25 protein-coding genes, 1 pseudogene and 2 riboswitches are annotated in these 24,928 nt (G+C 52.9%); all 26 genes and pseudogenes read right to left on the reverse strand.

What is annotated here, in order from left to right; genetic code table 11:
• Window positions 1-14 precede the first annotated feature (14 nt).
• On the reverse strand, window positions 15-494 hold the full coding sequence (gene ribH / locus JOE21_RS02640) for a 6,7-dimethyl-8-ribityllumazine synthase (RefSeq protein WP_309861983.1): 480 nt from the start codon (window positions 492-494) through the stop codon (window positions 15-17).
• Between the two features lie 24 nt (window positions 495-518).
• Complete coding sequence (locus JOE21_RS02645) at window positions 519-1,724, reverse strand: bifunctional 3,4-dihydroxy-2-butanone-4-phosphate synthase/GTP cyclohydrolase II (protein WP_309861984.1); 1,206 nt, start codon at window positions 1,722-1,724, stop codon at window positions 519-521.
• Window position 1,725: 1 nt separating this feature from the next.
• A complete protein-coding gene (locus tag JOE21_RS02650; RefSeq protein WP_309861986.1) occupies window positions 1,726-2,373 on the reverse strand; it encodes a riboflavin synthase in 648 nt (215 codons plus the stop codon).
• Window positions 2,373-3,497 carry a bifunctional diaminohydroxyphosphoribosylaminopyrimidine deaminase/5-amino-6-(5-phosphoribosylamino)uracil reductase RibD gene (gene ribD / locus JOE21_RS02655; protein WP_309861988.1) on the reverse strand — a complete coding sequence of 375 codons (1,125 nt, stop codon included), beginning with the start codon at window positions 3,495-3,497 and terminating at the stop codon, window positions 2,373-2,375. Before ribD ends, JOE21_RS02650 begins: the two co-directional genes overlap by 1 nt.
• Window positions 3,498-3,666: 169 nt before the next feature.
• Window positions 3,667-3,805: riboswitch (FMN riboswitch) on the reverse strand.
• Window positions 3,806-3,965: 160 nt separating this feature from the next.
• The gene (locus JOE21_RS02660; RefSeq protein ID WP_309861990.1) at window positions 3,966-6,122 is read right to left on the reverse strand and encodes a TRAP transporter permease; all 2,157 of its coding nucleotides are present in this window, start codon (window positions 6,120-6,122) and stop codon (window positions 3,966-3,968) included.
• A 59-nt stretch (window positions 6,123-6,181) separates the two neighbouring features.
• The gene (locus tag JOE21_RS02665; protein WP_309861991.1) at window positions 6,182-6,721 is read right to left on the reverse strand and encodes a DUF1850 domain-containing protein; all 540 of its coding nucleotides are present in this window, start codon (window positions 6,719-6,721) and stop codon (window positions 6,182-6,184) included.
• The gene (locus tag JOE21_RS02670) at window positions 6,721-7,737 is read right to left on the reverse strand and encodes a TAXI family TRAP transporter solute-binding subunit (RefSeq protein ID WP_309861993.1); all 1,017 of its coding nucleotides are present in this window, start codon (window positions 7,735-7,737) and stop codon (window positions 6,721-6,723) included. The genes JOE21_RS02665 and JOE21_RS02670 overlap by 1 nt, the downstream gene beginning before the upstream one ends.
• Window positions 7,738-7,921: 184 nt before the next feature.
• Window positions 7,922-8,884, reverse strand: a complete 963-nt coding sequence (locus JOE21_RS02675) for a COX15/CtaA family protein (RefSeq protein WP_309861995.1) — start codon at window positions 8,882-8,884, stop codon at window positions 7,922-7,924.
• Window positions 8,885-9,065: 181 nt separating this feature from the next.
• Entirely contained in the window at window positions 9,066-10,154 is a 1,089-nt protein-coding gene (locus JOE21_RS02680; protein WP_309861996.1) for a murein hydrolase activator EnvC family protein, read from the reverse strand.
• A 172-nt stretch (window positions 10,155-10,326) separates the two neighbouring features.
• A complete protein-coding gene (locus tag JOE21_RS02685; protein ID WP_309861998.1) occupies window positions 10,327-11,460 on the reverse strand; it encodes a murein hydrolase activator EnvC family protein in 1,134 nt (377 codons plus the stop codon).
• A 163-nt stretch (window positions 11,461-11,623) separates the two neighbouring features.
• Complete coding sequence (gene lysA, locus JOE21_RS02690; RefSeq protein ID WP_309862000.1) at window positions 11,624-12,955, reverse strand: diaminopimelate decarboxylase; 1,332 nt, start codon at window positions 12,953-12,955, stop codon at window positions 11,624-11,626.
• Between the two features lie 67 nt (window positions 12,956-13,022).
• Window positions 13,023-13,198, reverse strand: a riboswitch (Lysine riboswitch).
• Between the two features lie 97 nt (window positions 13,199-13,295).
• Entirely contained in the window at window positions 13,296-13,871 is a 576-nt protein-coding gene (spoVAEA, locus tag JOE21_RS02695) for a stage V sporulation protein SpoVABEA (protein ID WP_309862002.1), read from the reverse strand.
• 4 nt (window positions 13,872-13,875) lie between these two features.
• Window positions 13,876-14,229, reverse strand: a complete 354-nt coding sequence (gene spoVAE / locus JOE21_RS02700) for a stage V sporulation protein AE (protein WP_309862004.1) — start codon at window positions 14,227-14,229, stop codon at window positions 13,876-13,878.
• Between the two features lie 18 nt (window positions 14,230-14,247).
• Window positions 14,248-14,676: a stage V sporulation protein AB gene (locus JOE21_RS02705; RefSeq protein WP_309862006.1), complete on the reverse strand. Its 429-nt coding sequence runs from the start codon at window positions 14,674-14,676 to the stop codon at window positions 14,248-14,250.
• The gene (locus JOE21_RS02710) at window positions 14,660-15,280 is read right to left on the reverse strand and encodes a stage V sporulation protein AA (RefSeq protein ID WP_309862008.1); all 621 of its coding nucleotides are present in this window, start codon (window positions 15,278-15,280) and stop codon (window positions 14,660-14,662) included. The genes JOE21_RS02705 and JOE21_RS02710 overlap by 17 nt, the downstream gene beginning before the upstream one ends.
• Before the next feature lie 101 nt (window positions 15,281-15,381).
• On the reverse strand, window positions 15,382-16,143 hold the full coding sequence (gene sigF / locus JOE21_RS02715) for an RNA polymerase sporulation sigma factor SigF (RefSeq protein WP_309862010.1): 762 nt from the start codon (window positions 16,141-16,143) through the stop codon (window positions 15,382-15,384).
• 14 nt (window positions 16,144-16,157) lie between these two features.
• Window positions 16,158-16,610, reverse strand: coding sequence for an anti-sigma F factor (spoIIAB, locus tag JOE21_RS02720; protein WP_309862012.1), 453 nt, complete (start codon window positions 16,608-16,610; stop codon window positions 16,158-16,160).
• On the reverse strand, window positions 16,607-16,960 hold the full coding sequence (gene spoIIAA, locus JOE21_RS02725) for an anti-sigma F factor antagonist (RefSeq protein ID WP_309862014.1): 354 nt from the start codon (window positions 16,958-16,960) through the stop codon (window positions 16,607-16,609). Before spoIIAA ends, spoIIAB begins: the two co-directional genes overlap by 4 nt.
• Before the next feature lie 322 nt (window positions 16,961-17,282).
• Entirely contained in the window at window positions 17,283-18,479 is a 1,197-nt protein-coding gene (locus JOE21_RS02730; RefSeq protein WP_309862016.1) for a D-alanyl-D-alanine carboxypeptidase family protein, read from the reverse strand.
• A 145-nt stretch (window positions 18,480-18,624) separates the two neighbouring features.
• Window positions 18,625-19,932, reverse strand: a complete 1,308-nt coding sequence (locus JOE21_RS02735) for a pyrimidine-nucleoside phosphorylase (RefSeq protein WP_309862018.1) — start codon at window positions 19,930-19,932, stop codon at window positions 18,625-18,627.
• Window positions 19,932-20,756 carry a purine-nucleoside phosphorylase gene (locus tag JOE21_RS02740; protein WP_309862020.1) on the reverse strand — a complete coding sequence of 275 codons (825 nt, stop codon included), beginning with the start codon at window positions 20,754-20,756 and terminating at the stop codon, window positions 19,932-19,934. Before JOE21_RS02740 ends, JOE21_RS02735 begins: the two co-directional genes overlap by 1 nt.
• Window positions 20,757-20,784: 28 nt before the next feature.
• Window positions 20,785-21,606 carry a purine-nucleoside phosphorylase gene (locus JOE21_RS02745; protein WP_309862432.1) on the reverse strand — a complete coding sequence of 274 codons (822 nt, stop codon included), beginning with the start codon at window positions 21,604-21,606 and terminating at the stop codon, window positions 20,785-20,787.
• Window positions 21,607-21,632: 26 nt separating this feature from the next.
• Complete coding sequence (locus JOE21_RS02750; RefSeq protein ID WP_309862022.1) at window positions 21,633-22,817, reverse strand: phosphopentomutase; 1,185 nt, start codon at window positions 22,815-22,817, stop codon at window positions 21,633-21,635.
• A gap of 66 nt (window positions 22,818-22,883) precedes the next feature.
• Complete coding sequence (locus JOE21_RS02755) at window positions 22,884-23,126, reverse strand: DUF4227 family protein (RefSeq protein WP_309862024.1); 243 nt, start codon at window positions 23,124-23,126, stop codon at window positions 22,884-22,886.
• A 61-nt stretch (window positions 23,127-23,187) separates the two neighbouring features.
• A pseudogene (ald, locus tag JOE21_RS02760) lies at window positions 23,188-24,320 on the reverse strand (alanine dehydrogenase).
• Window positions 24,321-24,404: 84 nt separating this feature from the next.
• Window positions 24,405-24,884, reverse strand: a complete 480-nt coding sequence (gene fur, locus JOE21_RS02765) for a ferric iron uptake transcriptional regulator (protein WP_309862026.1) — start codon at window positions 24,882-24,884, stop codon at window positions 24,405-24,407.
• Window positions 24,885-24,928: the final 44 nt, after the last annotated feature.

Below are 24,928 nucleotides of genomic sequence, written 5' to 3' on the forward strand. Positions count from 1 at the left end.
GGACCACCCTTTCGTCAGTTGGAGAGACCCTCTTTCAACGAACGCTGCAGATTGGCGGTCTCAATCGCGCCTACAGCCGCCTCCCACCCCTTGTTGCCCGCTTTGGTGCCGGCTCGTTCAATCGCCTGCTCAATGGTGTCCACCGTAAGAACGCCGAAAATGACCGGCACCCCCCGGTTCAAACTGGTGGCCCCTACTCCTTTGGCCGCCTCCGAGCAGACGTAATCAAAATGGGGAGTCGATCCGCGAATCACCGCTCCCAGAGTGATCACAGCATCGAATCGGCCCGATGCCGCCATTTGGTCTGCGATCAACGGAATTTCAAACGCTCCCGGCACCCAAGCCACTTCCACATCTTCATCTCGGGCTCCATGCCGTTTCAGAGCATCTTGGGCTCCTTCCAACAGCCGCGTGGTGATCAAACTGTTAAAACGGCTCACCACGATTCCAAACCGTAATCCCTGTGCTGTCATAACCCCTTCATATACCTTCATCGTTACTCCCACCCCTATTTGAATTTAAAAATGGAGCATGTGGCCCAGCTTACTCTTCTTCGTTTTCAGATACTTTTCATTGTCGGGGACAGCCGGCATCTGGATCGGCAGCACCTCTGTCACTTCCAATCCGTATCCTTTTAAACCCGTGATCTTTCGTGGATTGTTCGTTAAGAGCCGCATCCTACGGACGCCCAGGTCGCGCAGGATCTGGGCACCGATGCCGTACTCCCTGAGGTCGGGCTGAAATCCAAGCTTCAGATTGGCTTCCACCGTGTCCAGCCCCTGCTCCTGCAATTGATAGGCTTTCAACTTGTTCAACAAACCGATGCCCCTTCCCTCCTGACGCATATAGAGGAGCACCCCGGCTCCTTCCTCTTCGATCTGAGAAAGGGCCGCATGGAGCTGCGGTCCGCAGTCGCATCGTTGCGATCCAAACACATCCCCTGTCAGACATTCGGAATGAACCCGCACCATCACCGGTTCATCCGGGACGATCCGTCCTTTCACCAGTGCGACGTGTTCCTTATGATCCACTTCGTTGCGGTATCCATAAGCCGTAAACACACCGAACGCCGTCGGTAAACGAGTGGATACCACTCGCTCCACCAATTTATCCTTGCGGTTGCGGTAGTGAATCAGGTCCTGAATGGTGATGATCTTCAAATCAAATTCCCGTGCAATAGACATCAAATCCGGAACACGAGCCATACTCCCGTCCTCTTTAATCACTTCACAAATGACCGCCGCCGGATAGGATCCGCACATCCGAGCCAAATCGACTCCCGCTTCGGTATGGCCCGCCCGCTGCAACACGCCTCCTTTGCGTGCGATCAGCGGGAAGATGTGACCAGGACGACGAAAGTCTCCCGGCTTTGTATTCGGATCGATCAATGCCCGAATCGTATCGGACCGTTCATGGGCGGAGATCCCCGTTGTGGAGGAACGATGGTCCACCGACACCGTGAACGCGGTCTCATGCGTGTCCGTGTTATGGGCTACCATCGGGGGCAGGTCCAATTCCCGGGCTCGTTCTTCCATGATGGGAGCACAGACCAGCCCGCGGCCGTGGGTAATCATGAAATTGATCACTTCCGGAGTCGCTTTTTCCGCCAAGGCGACGAAGTCCCCCTCGTTTTCCCGATCTTCGTCATCCACCACGATAATGACACGGCCTTGCATCAGTTCATAAATCGCTTCCTCAATGGTATGAAAATGAAAGGACCCCATGTTAACCACCTCCATTCGTAAAGCCGGATTGTTTCAGTACATCGGCCAAGGAATTCCCCTGCTGCTGGTTTAACCATTTCGCGACATATTTACCGATCATGTCGCACTCCACATTCACCTCATCGCCCGGCCGCGCATCGTTCAGTTGTGTATGAGATAAAGTGTGGGGAATAACGGAAACAGTGAACGATCGGGCTCCGATCGACACCAATGTCAGACTGATCCCGTTCACCGTCACCGAACCCTTATCCACCATCCACTGCGTAAGGGCCTCCGGCACTTCCACTTCAAATAAAACAGCATTCTCCATCGGAGTGCGGGCACGAATTCGCCCTACACCGTCCACATGCCCCTGAACAAAATGCCCCCCCAAGCGGTCTCCCACAGACAAGGCCCGCTCCAGATTGACCCGTGAACCTGGTTGCAGCCGGCCCAGGCTGGTCTTGGCCATGGTTTCCGGCATCACATCCGTCTCAAATTCCCCTTCCCGCCAGCGGATAACCGTGAGACAGACACCGTTAACAGCGATGCTGTCCCCCTCTTTTACGCCTTCCAGTACCCGTCGAGCGGATACCGTCAACACCATGGACCGATTACCCTTTCGAATCGATTGAATCTCTCCCACTTCTTCCACCAATCCGGTAAACATCAGGACCCCTCCCTTCGCGTCTGTCGGGGCAATCCCGTCACGCACCAATCTTGCCCAAACCGGTGCATTTCCACACCATCCAATTCCCACGCCTGCTCCATCCGTTCCCAACCGGCACCTTCCACCGCGGTGGGACTGTCCTTTCCGCCCAGCAACTTAGGTGCGATAAAAAACATCACTCGATTGACCCAGCCCTCATTCAGAAGGGATGCATTCAATTCGCCCCCCGCTTCCGATAAGACGGACAGGATCCCTTTGGAACCCAGCGTTTGAAACACCTTCTCCAAATCGACCCGGGGTCCAGGACCGGTCCGGAAAACGGAAACACCCCGCTTTCGCAGTTCGGCCTCCCGGCCCTCGTCGACTCCGTCGGTGCAAAAGATCCAGGTTGCGGCTGTCTCGGTATCCGTTACGGGGATGTCTAACGGGATGGAGAGCTGGCTATCCAAAATAACCCGGACAGGATTTTTGCCTCCCTCCGGTAAACGGGTGGTAAGAAGCGCCCGGTCTTGGACGGCCGTCTGCCTCCCCACCATCACCGCATCATGGGAATGACGAAGCCGATGCACTTCCAAGCGCGCCTCCTCCCCCGTCACCCAGCGACTGTCACCCGTAGGCGTAGCGGTTTTCCCATCCAGCGTCACAGCCGCTTTCATGGTGACAAAGGGGTAGCCTGTGCGACGATGGTGGAAATAGGCCTCATTTAACCGCAGGCAAGCCGCTTCCAACACACCGGTCGTGACGATGATCCCGGCTTCCTGAAGTCGTTTGACTCCCTCTCCCGACACACGGGAATCGGGATCCAAAGTGCCGATCACCACCCGACTTACCCCTGCGGCAATCACCTTTTCCGTACACGGAGGCGTGCGACCAGTATGATTGCACGGTTCCAGCGTGACATACAATGTGCTGCCGACAGCTGCCCGCCCGGCCATCTGGAGTGCATGCACCTCCGCATGGGGGGTACCCGCTTTTAAGTGAGCCCCACTTCCCAACAACTGCCCATCTTTTACCACGACTGCACCCACCAGCGGGTTTGGAGAAGTTTGTCCACGTGCCGCCCCGGCCAGATCCAGAGCAAGCCCCATCCAACGTTCGTGGATGTCCGTTACATACCTGTCCATCGTTCCTCCTTCAATCGTCAATCCAACAAAAAAACCCCGATGTAATCGGGGCTTTTTGAACGTGAACCAAACACACACATCACTTGCATCTGAATGGGCATGACAAAAAAAGCCGGCTAGGGCCGGTAAAATTTTCCTGCCTTGCTCGCACAGAGAGTGTGCGGTCCCGTCCATCCTTCTCCCATCCAGACTTTCACTGTCGGCTCCGGATTTACACCGGATCCACCGCTTTTTCGCGGGTCACGGACTGAGGAAGCATCGCTTCCATCACCGCCGGTCGGGAGTTCCACCCAGCCCCGAAGGATTGACAGTATGATGGTGAGGGGAATCCTCCCCTTTTTTGAAGCGCCACAAGGCGCGGCGATGAGTCACTCCACGAAGGTGACCATCTTCTTTTATTATAGAATTCCTCTCTTCAAACAGCAAGAGCCGCCCCCAGATAGGAGCGGCTTCTCAGCCTTTCCGGGATCAGCCATCCACCGACATACGGTTTAATCCGATCCGGCGGTTTTTAAACCACTGGAGCAGGATCACAGCGAGGAACAGACCGATTCCGAGAGCGTCCGTCCACAATGTATGGTGGATCAAAACCAGGGCGCTGGCAACGACCAAGATGCGTTCGATCCACCCGTAGGAAGTGATGAGATAGCTCTGGATGAAACTGGACCAGGCGATAATCCCGATAAACGCAGTCGAGATCGCCCAAGCCGTCTGTCCCATAGTGGCATCTTCCGCTTGCAGAATCAAAATGGGGTTTAAGGTAAACGCAAACGGCAACAAAAGGGCTCCCATATCAAACTTGAAGCCTTGAACACCGGTCTCCACCGGGTTTGCCTGGGCGATCCCCGCCGTGGCGTAAGCCGGCAGATTGATCGGAGGAGTGTCATCCGCAAGGATCCCATAGTAAAACACAAACAGGTGCGCCGCCAACAACGGGATTCCAATCTGAACCAACGCCGGTGCCATCACCGCCGCCAACACAATATAAGTGGCCGTTGTCGGCAGACCCATGCCCATAATAATACAGGCAAACATCGTGAAAAGCAGTACCAGGAGCAGCTGGTTGTTGGCTAAATCCAGAATCATGCCGGACAGGATCGGACCCAAGCCGGTCATGGTAACCACACCGGTAAGGATTCCGGCCGTGGCACAGGCCGTCACCACACTGAGGGAGTTTCTCGCTCCCAGTTCCAATGCAGTGACCAACTCCCGCCACCCGAACGGAGTCTGTTTTTCACCGGAAATTTTCTTGCCGAGTAAAAACCAGATAAGAGCAAATAACAAACTGCCCGCCGCTACCAGTGTTACATATTCATTCAACCCGAACAGGAGATGAGCCGCATACGCGCTCCCGATAAAGAGAAGCGATACGAGGAACCCTTTCCCAAAATGACGCTGCATCCGATAAGAGAACAAGGCGATCGTCAAAGCTCCTACAATCGCCATGAACGAAGCGAGAATCGGGGTTAAACGCATTACCAACAACGTGATCAGAGCAACCACCGGCAGCATTAAGTACCCGCGGGTGGCAAGGATTCTCCAGGCCGGAGTCAGTTCTGTTCGCGGCAAACCGCTGATGTTATATTTTCTTGCTTCCAGATGAACCATGAACAAGATGGCGGTATAGCTGAGCAAGGCCGGAATCGCCGCTGCTTTTACGATTTCCAGATAAGGGATGCCGGTGAAGTCCGCCATGATGAACGCCGCTGCGCCCATCACCGGCGGCAACAACTGCCCGCTGGAAGAAGCCGCCACTTCCACACCGCCTGCCACATGAGGGCGAAATCCGGTTTTTTTCATCAAGGGGATCGTGAAGGTTCCCGTAGTGACTGCATTCGCCACGGAACTGCCCGAAATCGACCCCATCAGCCCGGAAGAGACAACGGCAGCCTTCGCGGGCCCTCCTTTAAAGGAACCAACAAGGGACATCGCAAAGTCGATAAACATCCTTCCGGCTCCGGTCACTTCCAAAAAAGCGCCGAACAAGACAAAAATAAAGACATAACTGGCGGAAACGGTAAGAGGAGTTCCAAAAATTCCTTCGTTGGACAGATACATAAACTCAAATATTCCCGTCCAGGAAAATCCAAAGTGGTTCACCATATCGGGCAAAACATAATTGCCCCCGAGAAAACCGGGTAATGTCTTATCTCCAAGCCATGCGTACAGCATAAACAAAAAGGCCAGGATCACCAGCGGTTTGCCCACCACCCGCCGAGTCGCTTCCAGAACGAGCAGAACCGCGAGCGTCGCCATCATCGTATCCATAGTCGTCGGATTTGCCACACGAGATAAGATGTCCGACGAAATATAGACGATATAAAGCCCTGTCAATCCTCCCAGCGTTGCCAATAAAAAATCATACCAAGGAATCGAGGTTTGGCCCATCTTTCTTTTAATCGGGAAGATCAGAAACGTCAATGCCAACGCAAAGCCCAGGTGCAGCGCATTTTGTTGCATGCGCGGAAGCATGTCGATCCCGGCTGTATACAGATGGAACAGGGACATTCCGACGGCCACCAGAAGGACCAACATCGCCATCCATCCCTGAAGAGAACGGTCGCTCCCTTCCAGTTCCCCTACTTTTCGGTTGATTTCTTCATTTGAAACGGAAGATTGTGTCATCACGAACCTCCTTGCCGATATATAAGTGAAACACCAATCGCTAATCGATGGAGGCGGGGTTATCCGGCTTGAATGACATGCACCCAATATCGCCAACGTGTCGTCTGTTCAATCGTCAACCGGATGGTTTGCCCTTCAAAGGGGGGCTCAGACAGGTTCCAGGTTTGATTTTCCACCGTCAACCGGTGATCGGTAATGGCGACAGGATGGAAAAAAAGTTCCGGCACCACTTGACCGATATCCTCGATCACATAAAATCCATCCACCAGCCGATCGGAGGCTCCCGGAGGCGGTTCGGTGGCGATTCCCGCCCCAAAACTGCAATTCCAGCTTTCCATCAACACCATGCGGCTTTGATTGTCCAACTCGAATTTTTCGATAATCGGACACTTGGCGACAGAGTGCCGGTATTGGTGGGAAAAACGGGTTCCGCTCTCCACGGGATGGATGATGAGGGGTTGATCGGTCTCATCTACCACTTGCAACACAACTATCGATTGACTGAGTACTAAAACTGCACCCAGAAACAGAACCGCACCCAATAGAAAAGAAAAGGCATTGCGGAAACGCAATGCCTTTTGTATGTTGCGCAAACGCATTATTCCGCTGAAATCCCCTGCTCATCGTAGTATTTTTTGGCACCGGGGTGAAGTTCGATGGACATCCCTTCCAAAGCCGATTCCAGGGTGATATCGGCCCCCCGTGCGTGTGCCGCGTCCAGTGCTTCTTTTTCTTCAAACATCGCTTTCGTCAGATTGTAAACCAAGTCTTCCGAAAGCTCCTGATCGACAATCAGCATGGCCATAACGGACACGGTTTTGATGTCTTCTTCTTGACCCTGATCCGCATAGGTATCAGCGGAAATGGTTTGTTCCGTAAAGTACGAGTACTCGCTGGTCAATGCTTGAATGACCTCATCCGGAATGGACAAGATACGCACTTCTTGTGTCGCACCCAGCTCCTGGATGGCACTCGTGGGAGCGCCGGCTGTGATAAATGCGGCGTCCAGTGTCCCGTTTTGCAATCCCTGTGCCGCATCACCAAACCCGAGATAGTTGACTTCGATGTCATCGTAAGTAATGCCGGCGGCTTCCAGCACCTGTTTGGCGTTCACTTCGGCGCCGCTGCCCTGATCACCCACCGCCACCTTCTTTCCCTTCAGGTCCTCCAACGATTCCAACTTGCTGTCTTTGCGTGTCACCACTTGAATATCTTCCGGGTAAAGGGTGGCCATCCCGGCAATGTTTTCGACCGGTTTCCCCTCAAAGTCACCCAAGGTTTCCCCTTCGACCGCAAAGTAAGCGATATCGTTCTGTACAAACGCCATTTGATATTTCCCTTGTGCCATCTCCTGAATGTTGGCGACAGAAGCACCCGTCGTCACCCCGCGAGCTTGGCTTACCCCATCCACTTTGCTGAAGATCTTTTGCGCTAAAGCCGTTCCCAGCGGGTAGTAGGTCCCACTGTTCCCGCCGGTCCCGATGGTGATCCGAACCTCTCCAGCTCCGTTTCCATCAGCATCCTTGCCCTGGTCCGGAGCGCTTCCGCAACCCGCGAGTGCAAGTGCTAAAACCGAAAGAAGAGTGATAAAGAGAAAAAAATTCTTTCTAATCATACAAACGCCCCCCTTGATGTGTTCACTACCAATTGTCTAGGTAACCCCTATCGGAGTCAAGAAATTTTTATCGGCCCAGCCAAACGGACTACTCTGTTTGGCTGGGCCGAAACGAAAAAAGCCACCCCCGATAAGGGAGCGGCTTTCCCAACCACCGATACGCTTCCAGTATGGTTCCTATACTTTACGGTGTTGTTGATTTCCCCGTTTTAGCGGACATCGAGGAATCCTCATCCCAATCGCTCTTCCACGGCAGCCCGACCTGAAGGCACAGGTAACAGAGGGCGGCGAAATAGAGAGCGATCAATGTAGTATGCAACAACGCGATCACCAATTGCAATTGGGACAACACCACCAACCCTCCGCTGATCACTTGCAACAGGGTAAGTCCCAAACAGAGCTGCGCTGCCTTGACCAAATCCGCATGTCCAGTGTAATGGCGGCGCACCACCACAAACAACCAAACGGTAAACACCAGCAGCATGGCGGCAAACAAGCGGTGGGTAAGCTGGATTCCTGCCTGGGTGGTCAGGTCGGGAAACCAAACCCCGTTACAGAGCGGCCAAGTGGAACAACCCAAACTGGAGCCGGTGTGACGGACATAGGCACCGGTGTAGACCACGATGTACGTGTAAACCGCCAATCCGTACAAACCCCACTTCAACCGTTGGGAGACGTCCAAACGCCGCTGGATATGAGGCTGATTTTCTTTACCCAGTTGGAACAACAGAACGGACAACAAGGCGATACTGGCAAACGACAGCAAAGAAAAACCAAAGTGTAGTGCCATGACCGCATCGTTTGATCCCCAAACAACAGCCGCCGCTCCCAGCAGCCCTTGCAGTACAATGAAGAAAACACTGAAAAAGGCCAGAAATTTAACAGTACTGTTTTGTCGATAAACACGCCACGCCCAAGCCGACGTAATGACGACGATCAACCCCACCGCGGCTGAAACAATCCGGTGGCTGTATTCAATCCACAACTCCAAGGTATGATAGCTGGGAAACACTTCACCGTGACAAAAAGGCCAGGTGTTGCCGCACCCCTGTCCGGAACCGGTTTTGGTTACCAGGGCTCCTTGAATCAAGATCAGGAATGTACCGATCACACCGGCAACCGAGATTCCACGCAAGATGCGTTTCATATAAAAAACCCCCTCTCAAACCCCGTTCACAATCAACATTCTTATCTTAACACAGACGGATTAATCCTCGCCGGCTTCCACTGAAACGGGCACAAACTCGCCACAGATATCAATAAAAAAACCAGCAGCCAACTAAACTTGGCGCTGGTTTGGTTCCACTGTCGATCTGAATACGAGTATCCTATCCGCCGAAATAGGCAGTCGGATTGACATAATTCCCGGGACGACCCTTGTGCACCTCAAAATGAAGGTGAGGGCCCGTCGAGCGGCCGTTGTTACCGACCCCTGCAATCTGCTGACCTTTCCGTACCACATCCCCCGCCCGGACCCGGACGGATGAAGCCCACATATGCGCGTACAGAGAGAAGATCCCGCCGCCATGGTCGATCATGATGTAGTAGCCAAATCCACAAGCACAACTCTGACTGCGGATCACTTTGCCGTTGGCCGCAGCATAAATCGGAGTGCCTACCGGAGCAGCCCAATCCACCCCTGTATGGAATTCGCTTCCCCTGTAACCATAGGGCGATGTCATTCGCCCGTTCACCGGTTGGCGCAACGGCCCCTGGTAAGCGAAGTTCCCCGCTTTGATATGCTCCAGATTCAGCTCAGCCAGCTCTTGCTTGGTGTTACTTTCCTCAGTCGCCAAGTTGGCGAGGGTGGATTCGTTCTTTTGCATATCGGCAACCAACTCATCATACACCTTTTTCGCTTTCGCCGCCTCTTTTTCATGTTTGTCGTTCAGTTTCTTGATTTTGTTCCGTTCTTTCTCCACTCTCGCTTTTTCATCATAATACTTCTTTACCACGGAGTGGTCACGCTTTACCATCAGACGCATGATCTCGAAGCGTGTGAGGAACTGATTGAAGGATTCAGCGGACATCAAGTTTTCCATCCGTCCTATGTCGCCGTAAAGGTACATGTTTCGGACGCTTTTCTTGAACTGACCATTGTATTGCTCCAGTGTTTCCTGGGCCTCTTCCAGGTTTTTTTCCGCTTTATCCAGCTCATCCTGAGTTTCCTGCAATTGCAGTTCCAGCTCGCTTAAGACCTTTTTCTTCTCGTCGATATCCTTCTTCAGCTCTTCGATGCTTTTTTGCGTCTCGCCTCTTTTTTCCTGAATGTCGTCCAATTTTTTGTTCAGTTCATCTTTTTTGTTGGCCTGGGCCAATTCAGGAGGCCAGAGGGAAAAAGCCAGAGCGACAGAGGTGACGACAGCGATCGTCGTCCGTTGCAAACGCCCCTCTCCCGGCAGTTTCCAGATGTTCATCACCCTCTCCCATCGGATCTCTCGGTTGTTGGAGGCGATTGACCTACATAACCATTAACCGCATTTAGTATACAAAAGGTTCGCCCAACCATCAATAACTAGAGAGAATAACAAAAAAACGAGCCTCCTCCCCCAAAAGGATTAGGCCCTTAGTAGAATCGACAAAGAGCGCTTATCGGATGTAGTTATACGGATTCACATGATTGTTCAGCCGTCCTCGATGCACCTCAAAATGCAGGTGAGGTCCCGTCGAGCGTCCGTTGTTGCCGACTCCGGCAATGGTTTGTCCTTTTCGTACCACTGCCCCGCTGGAAACACGGACGGAGGAGGCCCACATATGGGCGTACAGAGAGAAGATTCCACCGCCGTGGTCAATAATGATATAGTAACCATATCCGCAAGCACAGCTTTGGCTGCGAATCACCTTCCCGTCAGCCGCCGCCACAATCGGGGTACCTACCGGAGCAGCCCAATCCACCCCTGTGTGAAACTCTCCGCCCCGATACCCGTAGGGAGAGGTACGGCGACCGTTGGGCACAGGAACAGTCAGAGGACCTGTGTAAGCAAAGTTGCCCGCTTTGATATGCTCCAGGTTCAGCTGGGCCAGTTCCTCCTTGGTGATTTTTTCCTCGTTGGACAAGCTGGCGAGGGCGGATTCGTTCTTTTTCATCTCGACCACCAATTCGTCATACACCTTTTTGGCTTCCGCCGCCTCTTTTTCCTGCTGATCGGTCAGCTTCTTGATCTTGTCCCGCTCTTTCTCCACCTTCTCTTTCTCGTCATAGTACTTCTTTACAATGGTGTGGTCTCGCTTCACCATCAAACGCATCAGCTCGAAACGGGTGAGGAACTGGTTGAACGATTCCGCTGACAACAAGCTTTCCATCCGACCCATATCCCCGTATAAATACATGTTGCGAACGCTTTTCTTATATTGGCCATTATACTGTTCCAGCGTCTCCTGAGCCTTTTCTAACCTTTTCTCGGCTTGGTTCAATTCTTTCCGGGTAACCTCCACTTTCCGTTCCAACCCGCTCAGAACCTTTTTCTTCTCGTCGATTTTCTCCTTCAACTTTTGGATGTCTTTCTCCGTTTCTCCTTTTTTTTCCTTGATATCATCCAATTGTTTGTTCAGTTCTTCTTTTTTATTGGCATAGGCCCATTCAACGGGCCAGAGAGTAACGGATAAGGCGAAGGAAACGACGACGGCAATCGTCATTCGTTGCAAACGCCCCTCTCCCGGCAGTTTCCAGATGTTGATCACCTTCTTTTTCCGAAGTCGCTCTTTGTCGGAAAGCAAGATCATGATTAATATCCTTATTTTTAGACAATTCTTGCTTTAGTATACAAGAGTCGACTGATTCGATCAACTATTTGGAAACACCCTCCCATCCCCACGCTTCACAAAGAGAACCACTTTGAGAATAAAAAAATCCCCCGCTGTTGCGCGGGAGATCACTGCTGCTGCCTTATGAAGAGGCAGGAATCGTTTTGCGTTTCAATCGTTCCGGAATCACATCCTGGCTGATGAGGTCATCTAATGTTTCCCTCATGACCACCAGCTCCGACCGGCCATCAGCGACGAACACGACGGCAGGACGGGGCATCCGATTGTAATTATTGGCCATGGAGTAATTGTAGGCCCCCGTGCAACCCACCGCCAGAACATCGCCGCTTTCCACCGCAGGCAGATAAGCGTCCCAAATCAGCATATCCCCGGTCTCACACAGTTTACCGGCAATCGAAACCGTTTCTTCCGGTTCACAGTCGGCTTTGTTGGCAAGAATCGCTTCATAGGTGGCCTGATACAGCGCAGGTCGAAGATTATCGTTCATGCCGCCGTCCACAGCCACATATTTGCGTACGCCCGGGATCTCTTTAATCGTTCCCACTTCGTACAAAGTAGTGCCCGCTTCACCGACGATGCTGCGGCCCGGCTCCAACCAGATTTCCGGCCTCTCTTCTTCCGAAAACGCCTGGGAGATCGCTTGAGCAATCGCTTCCACATACCGGACCGGTTCCAGCGGTTCATCCCCTTCGCTGTACCGAATGCCGAATCCCCCTCCCAAATTCAAAATTTCAGTGTGGAAGCCGAACTGCTCACGGCAATGGCGAACCAGTTCCGCCATTTTTGCGACCGCCAGACGAAATCCCTCCACTTCAAAAATTTGCGAACCGATGTGACAATGAAACCCTTCCAAATGAAGGATATCCGATTCCATACATTGCCGCACGGCCTCCTGAACTTGACCGCTGCCCAAATCGAATCCAAATTTGGAATCCTCTTGACCCGTTTGAATGTAGTCATGGGTGTGGGCCTCCACTCCGGGAGTGGTCCGCAACAGGATCGGAACCCGCAGCCCCCGTTCCCGGGCCAACGCTTCCAACAGGTGCAACTCGGTAAAGTTATCCGCTACAAACAACCGGATGCCCGCATCCAAGCCGCGTGCCACCTCTGACGGGGTTTTATTGTTGCCGTGGAAGTAGATGCGTTCTGCCGGAAAATCTGCTGCCAGCGCCGTATACAGCTCCCCTTCCGAGACGACATCCAGAAACAGACCTTCCTCCTCCACCAGCCGACACATGGCCAAGGTGCTGAACGCCTTGCTGGCATAGGCCACTTGAAAAGAAAGATCCGTGGCTTCAAATGCCTCCATAAATTGTCTCATCCGTCTGCGTATCAAGTTCTCATCCATTACATACAGGGGCGTACCCCAGCGGCGTACTAAATCCGTGGTATCGCATCCCCCGATTTCTAGATGCCCTTTTTCATTGATACGACTGGTTCCGTGAAAGTGCATATCCTCCAGCCTCCGATCCTCCCAATAAAAAAGCAACGGACGCATGCGTCTGTTGCTTGAACGCTCTTCCGATGGTAGCGCTCCGCAACAACTGTTGCGGCAGTCCGTCGCCTCTTCGGCGAAAGACCAGCATGGCGGGTTCGGGCTACTCGTCATCCTTCGGCAAATCGCCCTTTCCCCTCTCTTCCTAGATGCCCGATCTCCGAAAGGGTACTGATGCCAATTTGCACCTCTACGCATGCAGAATCACATGGTAAATGGGGGTTCCGATTTAATTTGACAAGAGGATATCACATTTACACGTTCTTGCCAAGGGACAACCGTTAGAATTCAAAAACAATTAGTGTTGAGGATGTTCATCATTTTTTTCTAATATCAGACGAACCGCCCGAGTGGTGACAGGCGCTCCCCACATGTGATCATCATGATGATCCATCTTGCCCACATCCCCAATCCCCACTATTAACGGAAACCGGTATTGGTTTAACACATCTACTGTATCTCCTTTAATCCGCAACGGCTCATGGACCTGCTCCACTCCGTCTTTATCCACACCATGGTGAACCACGCGTCCATCTTGGTCCAGGGCCACATCGACGGCGACACCTTCCACTTCGGAGCAATTGGAAGCCACAGCAACCACTCCCAACACTTCAATGTCTGGATGGGACGCAACCATTTCCAGGGCCTGTTCCCCTTTCCCCTTGTGTTTGGAACCGCAATCATCAAACATGACCAGCACCGGATCATAAGCCGCCTCCCGAATCATGTCCACCAGTTGTTCTCCGGTGAGCGGAGTCGGATTGCCGGCTGAAGCGGAAATACAACGTCCTCCGACCTGCCTTGCCACCTGTTCCACCGTCTTCTTGGCCACCCGGTCTCCATCCGTGATGACAATTACCTTTCGTTTCTGCATGGGATCAACCTTTTGGCCGGAAGACCAAAGCGGTCAAAAAACCAAAGATAATGGCGGCTGAGATACCGGCGCTTGTAATCTCGAAAATCCCCGTCAATACACCGATCAAGCCGCTTCTTTTCGATTCACTGATGGCCCCTTCCACCAACGAGTTGCCAAAGCTGGTGATGGGAACGGTGGCACCGGCGCCGGCAAATTTAATCAAGGGTTCATACCAGCCAAACCCTGCCATCACGGCACCTGCCACCACCAACAGACTGAGAACGTGCGCCGGCGTAAGCGGCGTCAAATCCAACAGCAATTGTCCCACCACACAGATCAGACCACCGACCAAAAAAGCGGACCAAAATGTACCCATGAACCATCACACCTTTCCCTAAAAAACCAGAAATACAATCCACTGAAACAGTGAACCCACTATTTTCCCCAAAATCATCGCCGTCAACAACCAGGCCAACCGATTTTTCATTCCCAGGCGCTTGGCCAGGATCGGCAGCACGTTGAGCACTTCAGTCAACCCCGCTGCAAGCAGACCGACAAAAGAACCGGCTAACAAGCCAATGAGCGGCATCACCGTCATCATGAGGGGAATCGCATGCCAATCGCGAAAGTCCACCCAAGTGGCAAATACCGCCCCTGCGATTAATGCTCCTTCATACCAGTGAATCCACCGAACGCTCCGGGTCAACACAGTCAATCTCGGGATGATGTCCAATACGGTTAAAAATGCAACCAATCCGCTGCCGACAGCCAATCCTCCTGCCAGTCCCACCAGCACCAATATCGATTCATCCAGAAGAGTCATGGCTGCCAGCCCGCTTCGCTTTCTCATGATCCACGAAATACTGATCGATGTTCTCCTGGTACAAGAACACCTCCAACTCCAACGGTGTCGGCTCTTCGTTCAACTTTCGTTTCCAGACGTGGTTGAAAAAGATGAGCATACCCAAGCCAATTCCGAGAGAATAGGGGATCTGGAGGAGGAGAGGGCGTTCCGATTCCACCCCTGTCAACAGGTAGTGAATGCGTTGGTGTACCTCCAACATACTGACATCAGCATGGAAATTCATGATCGCTAAACCCGAGCCGACAAATAAAAGCAACCATACCGGAAAAACCAAAAGAGCACGGGAACGGTTTAAAGGAGAGGATTGCTCCACGATGGTGTGAGGAGGGCCGATTTGTCTGAAGTCCCATTCCGGCCCTATTTGTCGCAATACACGGACCACATCCATCCACTCCACCATCATGACGGAACTGTTTCCGGGTTGAAAGCGAGCCACGGGAAGGCGTTTTAGCTTTTCTTCATCCCCTTGTGCGAGGAGATGGGCCACCTCGCCAAGGTGGATCATTCGCCCCTTTGGAGCTTGGATCCGCTTTTTCATTTGGATGTAAACCACCTTGGACACCGGGATCCCTTCCCTTCAGAACCTCCCTGGCGTTAGTATGGATCGCGTTTCCATGAGCCATACAAAAAACGCCCGAACCTGACGGGCGTTTTTTGGTTCCTTCAAGCAGAACCGTCCATCTCTTCTCGCATACGGCGAATAATCTTTTTCTCCAACCGGGAGACTTGCACCTGGGAAATCCCAAGCCGCTGCGCCACCTCCGACTGTGTCTTATCCTTGAAGTAGCGGAGGTAGACAATCAACCGCTCCCGCTCATCCAATTGTTCCATCGCTTCTTTCAGCGCCAGTTTGTCAAACCAGGCATCCCCGGATTCGTCGGAGATTTGATCCATCAAGGTGATGGGATCGCCATCATTCTCGTAGACCGTTTCATGGATGGAAGCGGGAGTGCGGTTGGCTTCCTGAGCAAATACGATTTCCTCCGCCGTCACTCCCATCTCCTCCGCCAGTTCATGCACTGTGGGAGAACGGCCCAAACGTTTGGTCAGTTCATCTTTACCCTTGCGGATCCGGTTGGACAACTCCTTCAGGGAACGGCTCACTTTCACCATTCCATCATCCCGCAGGAACCGCTGGATCTCTCCGATAATCATCGGCACCGCGTAAGTGGAAAATTTTACGTCGTATCCTAAATCAAACTTGTCCACTGCTTTCAACAACCCGATACATCCAATCTGAAAGAGGTCCTCCGCTTCATACCCCCGGTTGAGAAAGCGCTGCACCACCGACCATACCAGCCGGATATTGTGCTGGACCAACCGGTCCCGCGCCTCGGTATCCCCTTTTTGACTGGATTGGATCAGCTTTTTGACTTCATCGTCGGACAGATGTTTGTGCTTGGAGTTGCGCACATCCGAATCCATGGCCCCACCCACCCTTAATTCCGAATGGTCTGTTGTTGGGTTTTGAGGCGCTTCATCAAACGGATGCGTGTCCCTTTTCCCGGTGCCGAATCCACTTCCACCTGATCCATGAAGTTCTCCATAATGGTAAAACCCATACCGGAACGTTCCAGTTCCGGCTTAGAAGTAAACAGCGGCTGGCGCGCTTCCTCTACATCAGGAATGCCCAGTCCCTCATCTTCGATGGTGATAGCGATTTCGTTTCCATGAATCTCGGTGCGGATGGTGATCGTCCCGTGGGTCTTTTCCTCATACCCATGGATCACCGCATTGGTGACTGCCTCCGACACCACTGTTTTAATATCGGTCAGCTCTTCCATAGTAGGATCCAACTGCGATATGAATGAAGCGACCGCGACACGGGCAAAGGACTCATTCTCTGAACGACTGGCAAACCGGAGCTCCATTCGATTGTGGAATGAACTCATGACGCCACCCCGCAAGCACGCAACGCCGCAAATTCATCATCATGCAGAGCGAGGATTTTAAACATCCCGGAGAGTTCAAACAGACGGTGAATGGAAGGATGGACAGAACAGAGGTACAACTTTCCTCCCTGTTCCGAAATTTGTCGATAACGCCCCAGCACCACACCCAATCCAGAACTGTCCATAAACGAGAGTTCGGACAAATTGAGTATCATATGGGCATAAATTCCCTTAGCCAACTCCGCATCCATTCGCTTCCGTGCCTCTGCCGCCGTATGGTGGTCCAATTCCCCCGAGAGGCGGACGATCAACACGTTCCGTCGATGGGTGACATCAACAAATAAACTCACTTTGTTTCCCCCCTGCTAGATCTGGTAGTGATCCGACCTCGTGCACCCCTTCCCATTCCACAAAATCGCTGCCGGTTCCTGCTCTTTGACAAAAGAGGAAAAAAATCGAGTCCTCCCGCCATGGAGAGGACTCGATTTGTCGATCTTTTTATCTCATTTTCTAGAGCGTATCTGAACAATCCGTAGGGCAAGATCCCGGGTTGGGTTGGCTGTCTTCGTTTCGTTGCAAAAAGCCGCAAAGGCGTACCAAAAGCCAACCCAACCCTCCCTTTTTCTCATGGAAAAATGAATGACCAGACACGCTCTAATCGCAAGCTCGTCTTTATGCTGGAGGTTCTTCGGAGATCGGAGCCTCCTCCGGCAAAAAGAGCATCTTCTTCACAGTACGTTTAAACAACGTCCATGCGCCGGCCCGGGGGATATCACGTGCGGATAGCAAGTCCATCTCCGACACGGCCTTTCCGTCTTTCTCCACCACGACCCGTCCCAATCGCTGCCCTTTTTTAATGGGGGCTTTCAATTTTTCCCACTCCAGACGCTTGGTGTACTGATCCGGCTTTTCCCCTTTTTTGATAAGGATACTAAACTGTTGCGGGGAGCGGACATCGATTTGATTGCGGAGCCCCTTGTCCACCTTTAGACGGGCGATCGAATCCCCCTGTCGATAAACAACATGATTATTGTACTGGCTGAATGCGTAATCCAACATGCGAGTAATCTCTCGGTTGCGCGCCTTGGGATTGGGTTCCCCCATCACAACAGCGATCAATCGGAAATTGCCCCGTTGAGCGGTGGCGGCAAGGCAATACTTCGCTTCCGCGGTAAAACCGGTCTTCAATCCGTCCATCCCTTCATAAAACTTAACCAACCGGTTGGTATTAACCAGCCAAAAGGGATTATCTGAATCCTTGCGCAGATAATCTTCGTAAATGCGAGTGAACTCGGTGACATCCTTATGTTTTACAAGCTCTCTCGACATCGTAGCAATATCCCGGGCAGTGGTACGGTGATCCTTGGCAGGAAGGCCATTGGGGTTGACAAAGTGAGTATTTTTCATCCCCAATTGAGCCGCTCGTTCATTCATGTTGGCTACGAATGCTTCTTCCGTGCCCGCGATGTGTTCTGCCAATGCAACGGAGGCGTCATTAGCGCTGCCGACGGCTACCGCCTTAAACAGATCACGCAGCGTCATCGTTTCACCCGGTTCCAGGTAAATCTGGGATCCGCCCATGGAAGCAGCATGTTCGCTGATCCGAACTGTGTCGTCAAAGGAGATTTTCCCTTCATCCAGCGCTTCCATGATCAACAGCATGGTCATAATCTTCGTCACGCTGGCCGGGGGAAGAGATTCATCGCTGTTTTTTTCGTACAGGACGGTACCTGTATCCGCATCCAACAAAATAGCGGAACGGGCTTCCGGAGCTAGCCCTCCTTCCGTTGCGGCGGCCGCCGGGAGCGGCATCGCTGCATTCAGGGCTAAACAAAGCACCATGATCCCAAAACCAATTCGCTTGTGCATCAACGCTTCCCTCCTCCTGGAGTGGTGTCCCTAGTTTGATCAGCCGAAAGGAGAAATATTCCATGTTTATCCGGAAGGTTCCATTGAACCAAAAAACCAGTCCCTTAAGGACTGGCTTTTAAAACCAACGGGGTGATTCAATCCTTTACGGCGTAACAACACCTTTGATCAATACCGGTGCGGAAACCGCATGATTTTCGATCCGGATGGCAAACCGGAGCTTCTCGGTCACTTCATCGACGGGACCGCCTTTTCGTACATGGAGAACAGCCAACACATCCCCTTCCCGAACGGGATCTCCCACCTTTTTCTCCAAGACGACACCCACTCCGTAGTCAATGTCGGATTCCTTTGTTTCCCGTCCCGCTCCCAGTTTCATCGCACACAGACCAATGGTTTCCGATTCCAGAGCGGATACCGTTCCGGAACGGTCGGCCGTTACCTCCACTACATGGTCGGCTTGGGGGAGGAGTTCCGGATGATCGATCGCCCGCGCGTCACCGCCTTGGGCTTGCACAAACCGGCGGAACATCTCCAGGGCCGAACCATCAGCCAGACAGGCCTTCAACCTCTGCTTGGCCTCTTCCGGTGTATCCGCACGTCCCCCTAAAACCACCATATGTGCACCCAATTCCAGGCATAGTTCCGTCAGGTCGGCAGGCCCCTCTCCCCGCAGCGTATCAATGGCTTCACGAACTTCCAGCGCGTTGCCGACAGCCCTGCCCAAGGGCTGGTCCATGTCACTGATCACCGCCACTGTCCGGCGGTTCACATGGGTTCCGATGCGAACCATGGCCTCGGCCAATTCCCGGGCCCGCTCTTCCGCTTTCATAAAGGCACCGCCACCGGTTTTTACATCCAAAACGATCGCGTCAGCACCTGCCGCGATCTTTTTGCTCATAATCGAACTGGCGATGAGCGGGATGGAATCCACCGTCGCGGTTACATCCCGCAGCGCGTACAGTTGCTTGTCGGCCGGAGTGAGGGCTGCCGTCTGCCCCATGACCGCAATACCCAAATCGTTTACCTGGCGGACAAAGGCTGTTGTCGACAAGCTGGTGGAAAAGCCGGGGAATGACTCCAATTTATCGATTGTTCCCCCGGTATGCCCCAACCCCCGTCCGGACAATTTAGCTACCGGTACGCCGACGGCCGCCACCATCGGCCCCAGCACCAACGTGGTGGTATCCCCCACTCCACCGGTGCTGTGTTTATCCACTTTCACCCCTTGGATCGCCGACAAATCGACCACATCGCCGGAACGTACCATTTCCATCGTTAGATCAGCCGTCTCCCGCTCGTCCATCCCTTGGAAAAAAACGGCCATCGCCCATGCGGAAAGCTGGTAATCGGGAATTTCTCCCTTGGCATACCCTTGGATTAGATGACGAATTTCATCCGGGGAGAGGGAGTCTCCTTCCCTCTTCTTACGAATGATATCAGACGTTCTCATCAGTCTTCGACCTCGGCGATGATCCCTTTGACCAACTGAATAAAACGGGGCTTCGTCCGGTTGGCCACTTCCACCACCTGCTCATGGGTGAGAGGCTCCAGCTCTTCACCGATCGCCATATCGGTAATGCAGGAGATTCCCAAAGAGCGCAGACCACAATGACGGGCGGCAATCACTTCCGGTGCGGTGGACATTCCGACGGTATCCCCTCCCAGATTGCGCAACATAATCAGCTCTGCCGGTGTCATGTAAGCCGGACCGCTGATGGCGGCGTACACACCCTGTTGAAGGGGGATCCCCAGCTCCTCGCCGACTCGGTGGGCCAGTTGGATCAGGTCTTTGTCATAGGCAGCGGACATATCAGGAAAGCGGACCCCCAACCGGGAATCATTGGGGCCGATCAAGGGGTTCGTTCCGGTTAGATTGAGATGATCGTCGATCAGCATCAAGTCGCCTGCCTTAAAATCCGGATTCATACCGCCGCAGGCATTGGTAGCGATCAAGGTTTTTATACCCAGGGCTTTCATCACATAGACCGGAAAGACGACGTCCCGTTGGGGATACCCTTCATAGTAGTGAAAACGACCCTGCATCGCGACCACGTTCTTCCCCGACAGACGCCCCAGCACCAGCTGCCCAGCGTGCCCTTCCACAGTCGATTCCGGAAAGTGAGGAATATCTGAGTACGGGATCACATCCGCCTCTTCCATATCGTTGGCCAAATCCCCCAACCCGGAACCCAGGATTAGTCCAATCGCAGGACGATGGGACGTTTTTTCTTGTATCCGTGCACGTGCTTCTTGAATTTGTTCATAACGGGACATGATCTTCTTCCTTTCTTTTGTGAAAAGTTCAAACGGAACGGATGTCTTTTACAATTCCTTTGACCAGACGGATAAAACGAGGCTTCACCTGTTCCGCCGTTTCCATCACTTCATCATGAGAAAGCGGCTGATCCAGCATTCCGGCAGCCAGATTGGAGATGCAGGAGAGGCCCAGCACCCGAATGCCCGCATGCCGGGCCGCAATCACTTCGGGAACAGTGGACATGCCGACGGCATCTCCCCCCAGTTTGCGAAACATACGGATCTCTGCCGGCGTTTCGTACGTGGGCCCGGTTAAGCCGACATACACCCCTTCTTGAAGCGGAATGTCGAGCGCTTCCGCCACCCGCCTGGCCAGCTGGCGGTAAGACGGATCATAGGCTTCGGACATGTCGGGAAACCGAACGCCCCATTTCGGAGCATTGGGTCCCATCAACGGATTGTCATACATGAAGTTGATGTGGTCCCGGATCAGCATCAGATCCCCGGCAGAAAAGTCGACTTGAATACCGCCGGCTGCATTGGTGACGATCAACGTCTCCACTCCCAGCTCTTTCATCACACGGATCGGGAATGTAACCTGATCCAATCCATACCCTTCGTAGTAGTGAAAACGACCTTGCATCGCCACCACCGTCTGGCCTTCCAGTTCCCCCAATACCAGTTGTCCGGCATGTCCCTCCACTGTGGATACAGGAAAATGGGGGATATCCCCGTAGGGAATCACATCGGCAATTGTCACTTCCTGCGCCAGCACGCCCAAACCGGACCCCAGCACCAATCCGATTGCGGGACGGTGACCGGATTGCTTTCGAATGTATGCAGCCGCCTCATTTGCTTCTTTCACCATTGGTTTCATTGTTTTGTGCCTCCCCTTTATTTAACCGTCAGCTCATCCAAAAAACTGTCCCCATGACGGGGAGAATCCAAGCCAAAGTTGGCGGCCACGGTGGCACCGACATCGGAAAACGTGCTCCGTACACCCAACGAGGCTCCCGGCTCTCTTAGGGATGGACTCCATACCAGCAGCGGCACATACTCCCGGGTATGGTCCGTTCCCTTATAGGTCGGGTCGTTGCCGTGATCGGCCGTCATAATCAATAGATCGTTCGTTCCGATCGAATCCACAATTTCAGGAAGACGCTGATCGAACTCTTCCAGAGCACGGCCATATCCTTCCGGGTCGCGACGATGACCGAACTTGGAATCAAAATCCACCAGATTGACAAATGCAAGACCATGGAAGTCCTCTTTCATCACGTCCACCAGTTTATCCACCCCGTCATGATTGTCCGTTGTTTTTATGGAATGCGTAATCCCTTCCCCATCATAAATATCCGAGATCTTGCCGATTGCGATGGAGTCCAGCCTCGCATCTTCCAGCTGATTCATCACGGTGGCATGAGGAGGTTTCACCGAGTAATCGCGCCGGTTGGCCGTTCGTTCAAAAGAGCCCGGCTTTCCGATGAAGGGACGGGCGATCACCCGCACCACGGCAAAACGGTCATCCAATGTCAGCTCCCGGGCGATTTCACAATAACGATACAGCTCGTCCAGCGGAACCGTTTCCTCATGGGCTGCGATCTGAAACACACTGTCTGCCGATGTGTAAACAATCAAATCACCGGTGTTGAGATGCTTCTCCCCCAGCTCTTCAATGATAGCCGTACCGGAGGCTGGCTTGTTACCCAACACTTTTCGGCCTGTCCTTTCTTCAAAAGCCTGGATCAACTCGCGGGGAAAGCCATCGGGATAGGTTTGAAACGGCTTCGTTGTATGAACCCCCATCAGTTCCCAGTGTCCGGTGGTGGTATCCTTCCCGGCGGAAACCTCGGCCATTTTTCCATAATGAGCACGGGGACGATCCACCGGACCGTTTCCCTTCACCGGTTCAATGTTGAACAAACCGAATGAGGCGAGATTCGGTAGTGCAAGCCCCCTTACTTTCGCGATATTGCCCAGGGTATGGACACCCACATCCCCAAACTTCTCCGCATCGGGCAACGCTCCGATGCCGACACTGTCCAATACGATACATGCGATCCGTCGATATGACTTCACACCCACTACCCCCTCATCAAATACACAACAAAAAGGCCGCTTCAGGTCGTCCCCTCAGCGGTTTCCTCACTCCCCGATTCGATAAAACAACCGGAGCCGGTCCCCCAATTCCGCCCACAGCGTCACACCTTGCTCCTGTTCTGCGGAGGGAGCGAACACTTTGATCGCCCGTCCCTTGGGTTCCCCATAGCGATGGGTGGGCTCTAACCAGGAGGAGAGGAGAGCCACCACATGATACAGGATTAACGTCCAAATGACAAATAGGGTCAACCATTGGACCCAGCCTGCCAGCCGTTTCAAGGAGATCATGGAGGTCGTCCTTTCCCGTTTCGTTACCCCCATTGTATGGACACACCAGAGCCGATATGCTTCAGCCTAAAATCGTTTCTCCCATCAAGTCGTCCAGCGACCGGTAGGGCAGGTTGAGGTCTTCCGCCACCGCCTCATAAGTGATATATCCGCCGAACACATTGAGTCCCCGCGCCAGCGGCCGACTCTCTCTAAGAGCCCGCTCTACCCCTTTGTTGGCAATCTGTACGGCATAAGGAATGGTTACATTGGTCAAGGCGTAGGTGGACGTGCGAGCCACCGCTCCCGGGATGTTGGCCACCGCATAGTGAACCACACCATGTTTTTCATAAGTGGGCCTGCTGTGGGTAGTTACCCTGTCGATCGTCTCGATGGACCCCCCCTGGTCGATCGCCACATCGACGATGACAGAACCGGGAGACATCGTTTTCACCATCTCTTCCGTTACCAGACGCGGTGCCCGGTGGCCGGGGATGAGAACCGCCCCAATCAAAAGATCTGCTTTTTGTACGGCTTGTCCGATATTGTAAGAATTGGACATAAGCGTACGTACTTGACCAAGGAATAGATCATCCAATTGCCGCAGCCGATCCGGGTTCAAATCCAGCATGGTTACATTGGCTCCCAGACCCAAAGCCATCTTGGCCGCATTGGTACCGACGATTCCCCCACGATAATAACCACTTCTCCCGGCAGAACGCCGGGGACTCCTCCTAGTAGGACCCCTTTGCCCCCTTTTGGTTTCTCCAAAAACTGCGCTCCGATCTGAACCGACATCCGTCCTGCCACTTCCGACATCGGCGTTAACAAAGGCAAGGAGCCATTGTCCAGCTGGATGGTCTCGTAAGCGACCGCTGTCACTCTTTTTTCCATTAGGGCGCGGGTCAGTTCCGGTTCTGGCGCCAGATGCAAATAAGTAAAAAGATTAAGCCCGTCCCGGAAATAATCATACTCTGAAGGTTGCGGCTCCTTCACCTTCAAAATCAGATCGGCGCCTCCCCAGACATCTGCCGCATTTTTCCGGATTTTAGCGCCATATTGGGTAAACGCTTCATCGGGAAAGCCGCTCCCTTCCCCTGCCCCTTGTTCGATCCAAACCTCGTGACCCGCTCCCACCAGGGCGTCCACTCCAGCAGGAGTGATCGCTACGCGGTTTTCATTATCTTTGATTTCTCTGGGAACACCGACAATCATCTAACACTCCCCCCTTTTCAACTACTATCATACCACCGGCTTCCATCGGTTCATACATTAAAAAACGCGAGATCCGAGAGGATCTCACGTCACTTTGGAACCCACCAATTTTTTGGGATCTTTGACTTGATCTTTACACCGGTGACAGATCCCGTGAAACGTCAACCGGTGGTCAATAATTTGAAAGTCGAATTCTTTTTCCACCCGCTGTTCGATCGGTCCAAGCCAATCATCTGTGATTTCATCCACGGTTCCACAGTGGAGACAGAACAGGTGGTGATGATGGTGCTCTGCATCCTCCGCCCGAAATTCATATCGGGTAACACCATCCCCAAAGTTCAGCTTATGGATGATCTGCAGATCACTTAGAAGCTCCAATGTCCGGTACACCGTGGCCAAACCGATCTCAGGGGCTTTTTCCTTAACCAACAGGTAGACATCTTCCGCGCTGAGATGATCCTGTTCGTTTTCCAGCAATACGCGGACCGTCGCTTCCCGTTGGGGGGTTAATTTATAGTTGTGCGCGGACAACTGTTGCTTAATTTGCTTCACTCTTTCTTCCATTTCCATCCCCCCTACGCTCCTGACATTATTATAGGGGAGACGAG

This window comes from Desmospora profundinema (assembly GCF_031454155.1).
Classification (GTDB): Bacteria; Bacillota; Bacilli; order Thermoactinomycetales; family DSM-45169; genus Desmospora; species Desmospora profundinema.

Excerpts from the sequence above, each read along its gene's own strand:
- ribH (WP_309861983.1), bottom strand. The coding sequence starts at position 494 with ATGAAGGTATATGAAGGGGTTATGACAGCACAGGGATTACGGTTTGGA.
- JOE21_RS02645 (WP_309861984.1), bottom strand. The coding sequence starts at position 1,724 with ATGGGGTCCTTTCATTTTCATACCATTGAGGAAGCGATTTATGAACTG.
- JOE21_RS02650 (WP_309861986.1), bottom strand. The coding sequence starts at position 2,373 with ATGTTTACCGGATTGGTGGAAGAAGTGGGAGAGATTCAATCGATTCGA.
- ribD (WP_309861988.1), bottom strand. The coding sequence starts at position 3,497 with ATGGACAGGTATGTAACGGACATCCACGAACGTTGGATGGGGCTTGCT.
- JOE21_RS02660 (WP_309861990.1), bottom strand. The coding sequence starts at position 6,122 with ATGACACAATCTTCCGTTTCAAATGAAGAAATCAACCGAAAAGTAGGG.
- JOE21_RS02665 (WP_309861991.1), bottom strand. The coding sequence starts at position 6,721 with ATGCGTTTGCGCAACATACAAAAGGCATTGCGTTTCCGCAATGCCTTT.
- JOE21_RS02670 (WP_309861993.1), bottom strand. The coding sequence starts at position 7,737 with ATGATTAGAAAGAATTTTTTTCTCTTTATCACTCTTCTTTCGGTTTTA.
- JOE21_RS02675 (WP_309861995.1), bottom strand. The coding sequence starts at position 8,884 with ATGAAACGCATCTTGCGTGGAATCTCGGTTGCCGGTGTGATCGGTACA.
- JOE21_RS02680 (WP_309861996.1), bottom strand. The coding sequence starts at position 10,154 with ATGAACATCTGGAAACTGCCGGGAGAGGGGCGTTTGCAACGGACGACG.
- JOE21_RS02685 (WP_309861998.1), bottom strand. The coding sequence starts at position 11,460 with ATGATCTTGCTTTCCGACAAAGAGCGACTTCGGAAAAAGAAGGTGATC.
- lysA (WP_309862000.1), bottom strand. The coding sequence starts at position 12,955 with ATGCACTTTCACGGAACCAGTCGTATCAATGAAAAAGGGCATCTAGAA.
- spoVAEA (WP_309862002.1), bottom strand. The coding sequence starts at position 13,871 with ATGCAGAAACGAAAGGTAATTGTCATCACGGATGGAGACCGGGTGGCC.
- spoVAE (WP_309862004.1), bottom strand. The coding sequence starts at position 14,229 with ATGGGTACATTTTGGTCCGCTTTTTTGGTCGGTGGTCTGATCTGTGTG.
- JOE21_RS02705 (WP_309862006.1), bottom strand. The coding sequence starts at position 14,676 with ATGACTCTTCTGGATGAATCGATATTGGTGCTGGTGGGACTGGCAGGA.
- sigF (WP_309862010.1), bottom strand. The coding sequence starts at position 16,143 with ATGGATTCGGATGTGCGCAACTCCAAGCACAAACATCTGTCCGACGAT.
- spoIIAB (WP_309862012.1), bottom strand. The coding sequence starts at position 16,610 with ATGAGTTCATTCCACAATCGAATGGAGCTCCGGTTTGCCAGTCGTTCA.
- JOE21_RS02730 (WP_309862016.1), bottom strand. The coding sequence starts at position 18,479 with ATGCACAAGCGAATTGGTTTTGGGATCATGGTGCTTTGTTTAGCCCTG.
- JOE21_RS02735 (WP_309862018.1), bottom strand. The coding sequence starts at position 19,932 with ATGAGAACGTCTGATATCATTCGTAAGAAGAGGGAAGGAGACTCCCTC.
- JOE21_RS02740 (WP_309862020.1), bottom strand. The coding sequence starts at position 20,756 with ATGTCCCGTTATGAACAAATTCAAGAAGCACGTGCACGGATACAAGAA.
- JOE21_RS02745 (WP_309862432.1), bottom strand. The coding sequence starts at position 21,606 with ATGGTGAAAGAAGCAAATGAGGCGGCTGCATACATTCGAAAGCAATCC.
- JOE21_RS02755 (WP_309862024.1), bottom strand. The coding sequence starts at position 23,126 with ATGATCTCCTTGAAACGGCTGGCAGGCTGGGTCCAATGGTTGACCCTA.
- fur (WP_309862026.1), bottom strand. The coding sequence starts at position 24,884 with ATGGAAGAAAGAGTGAAGCAAATTAAGCAACAGTTGTCCGCGCACAAC.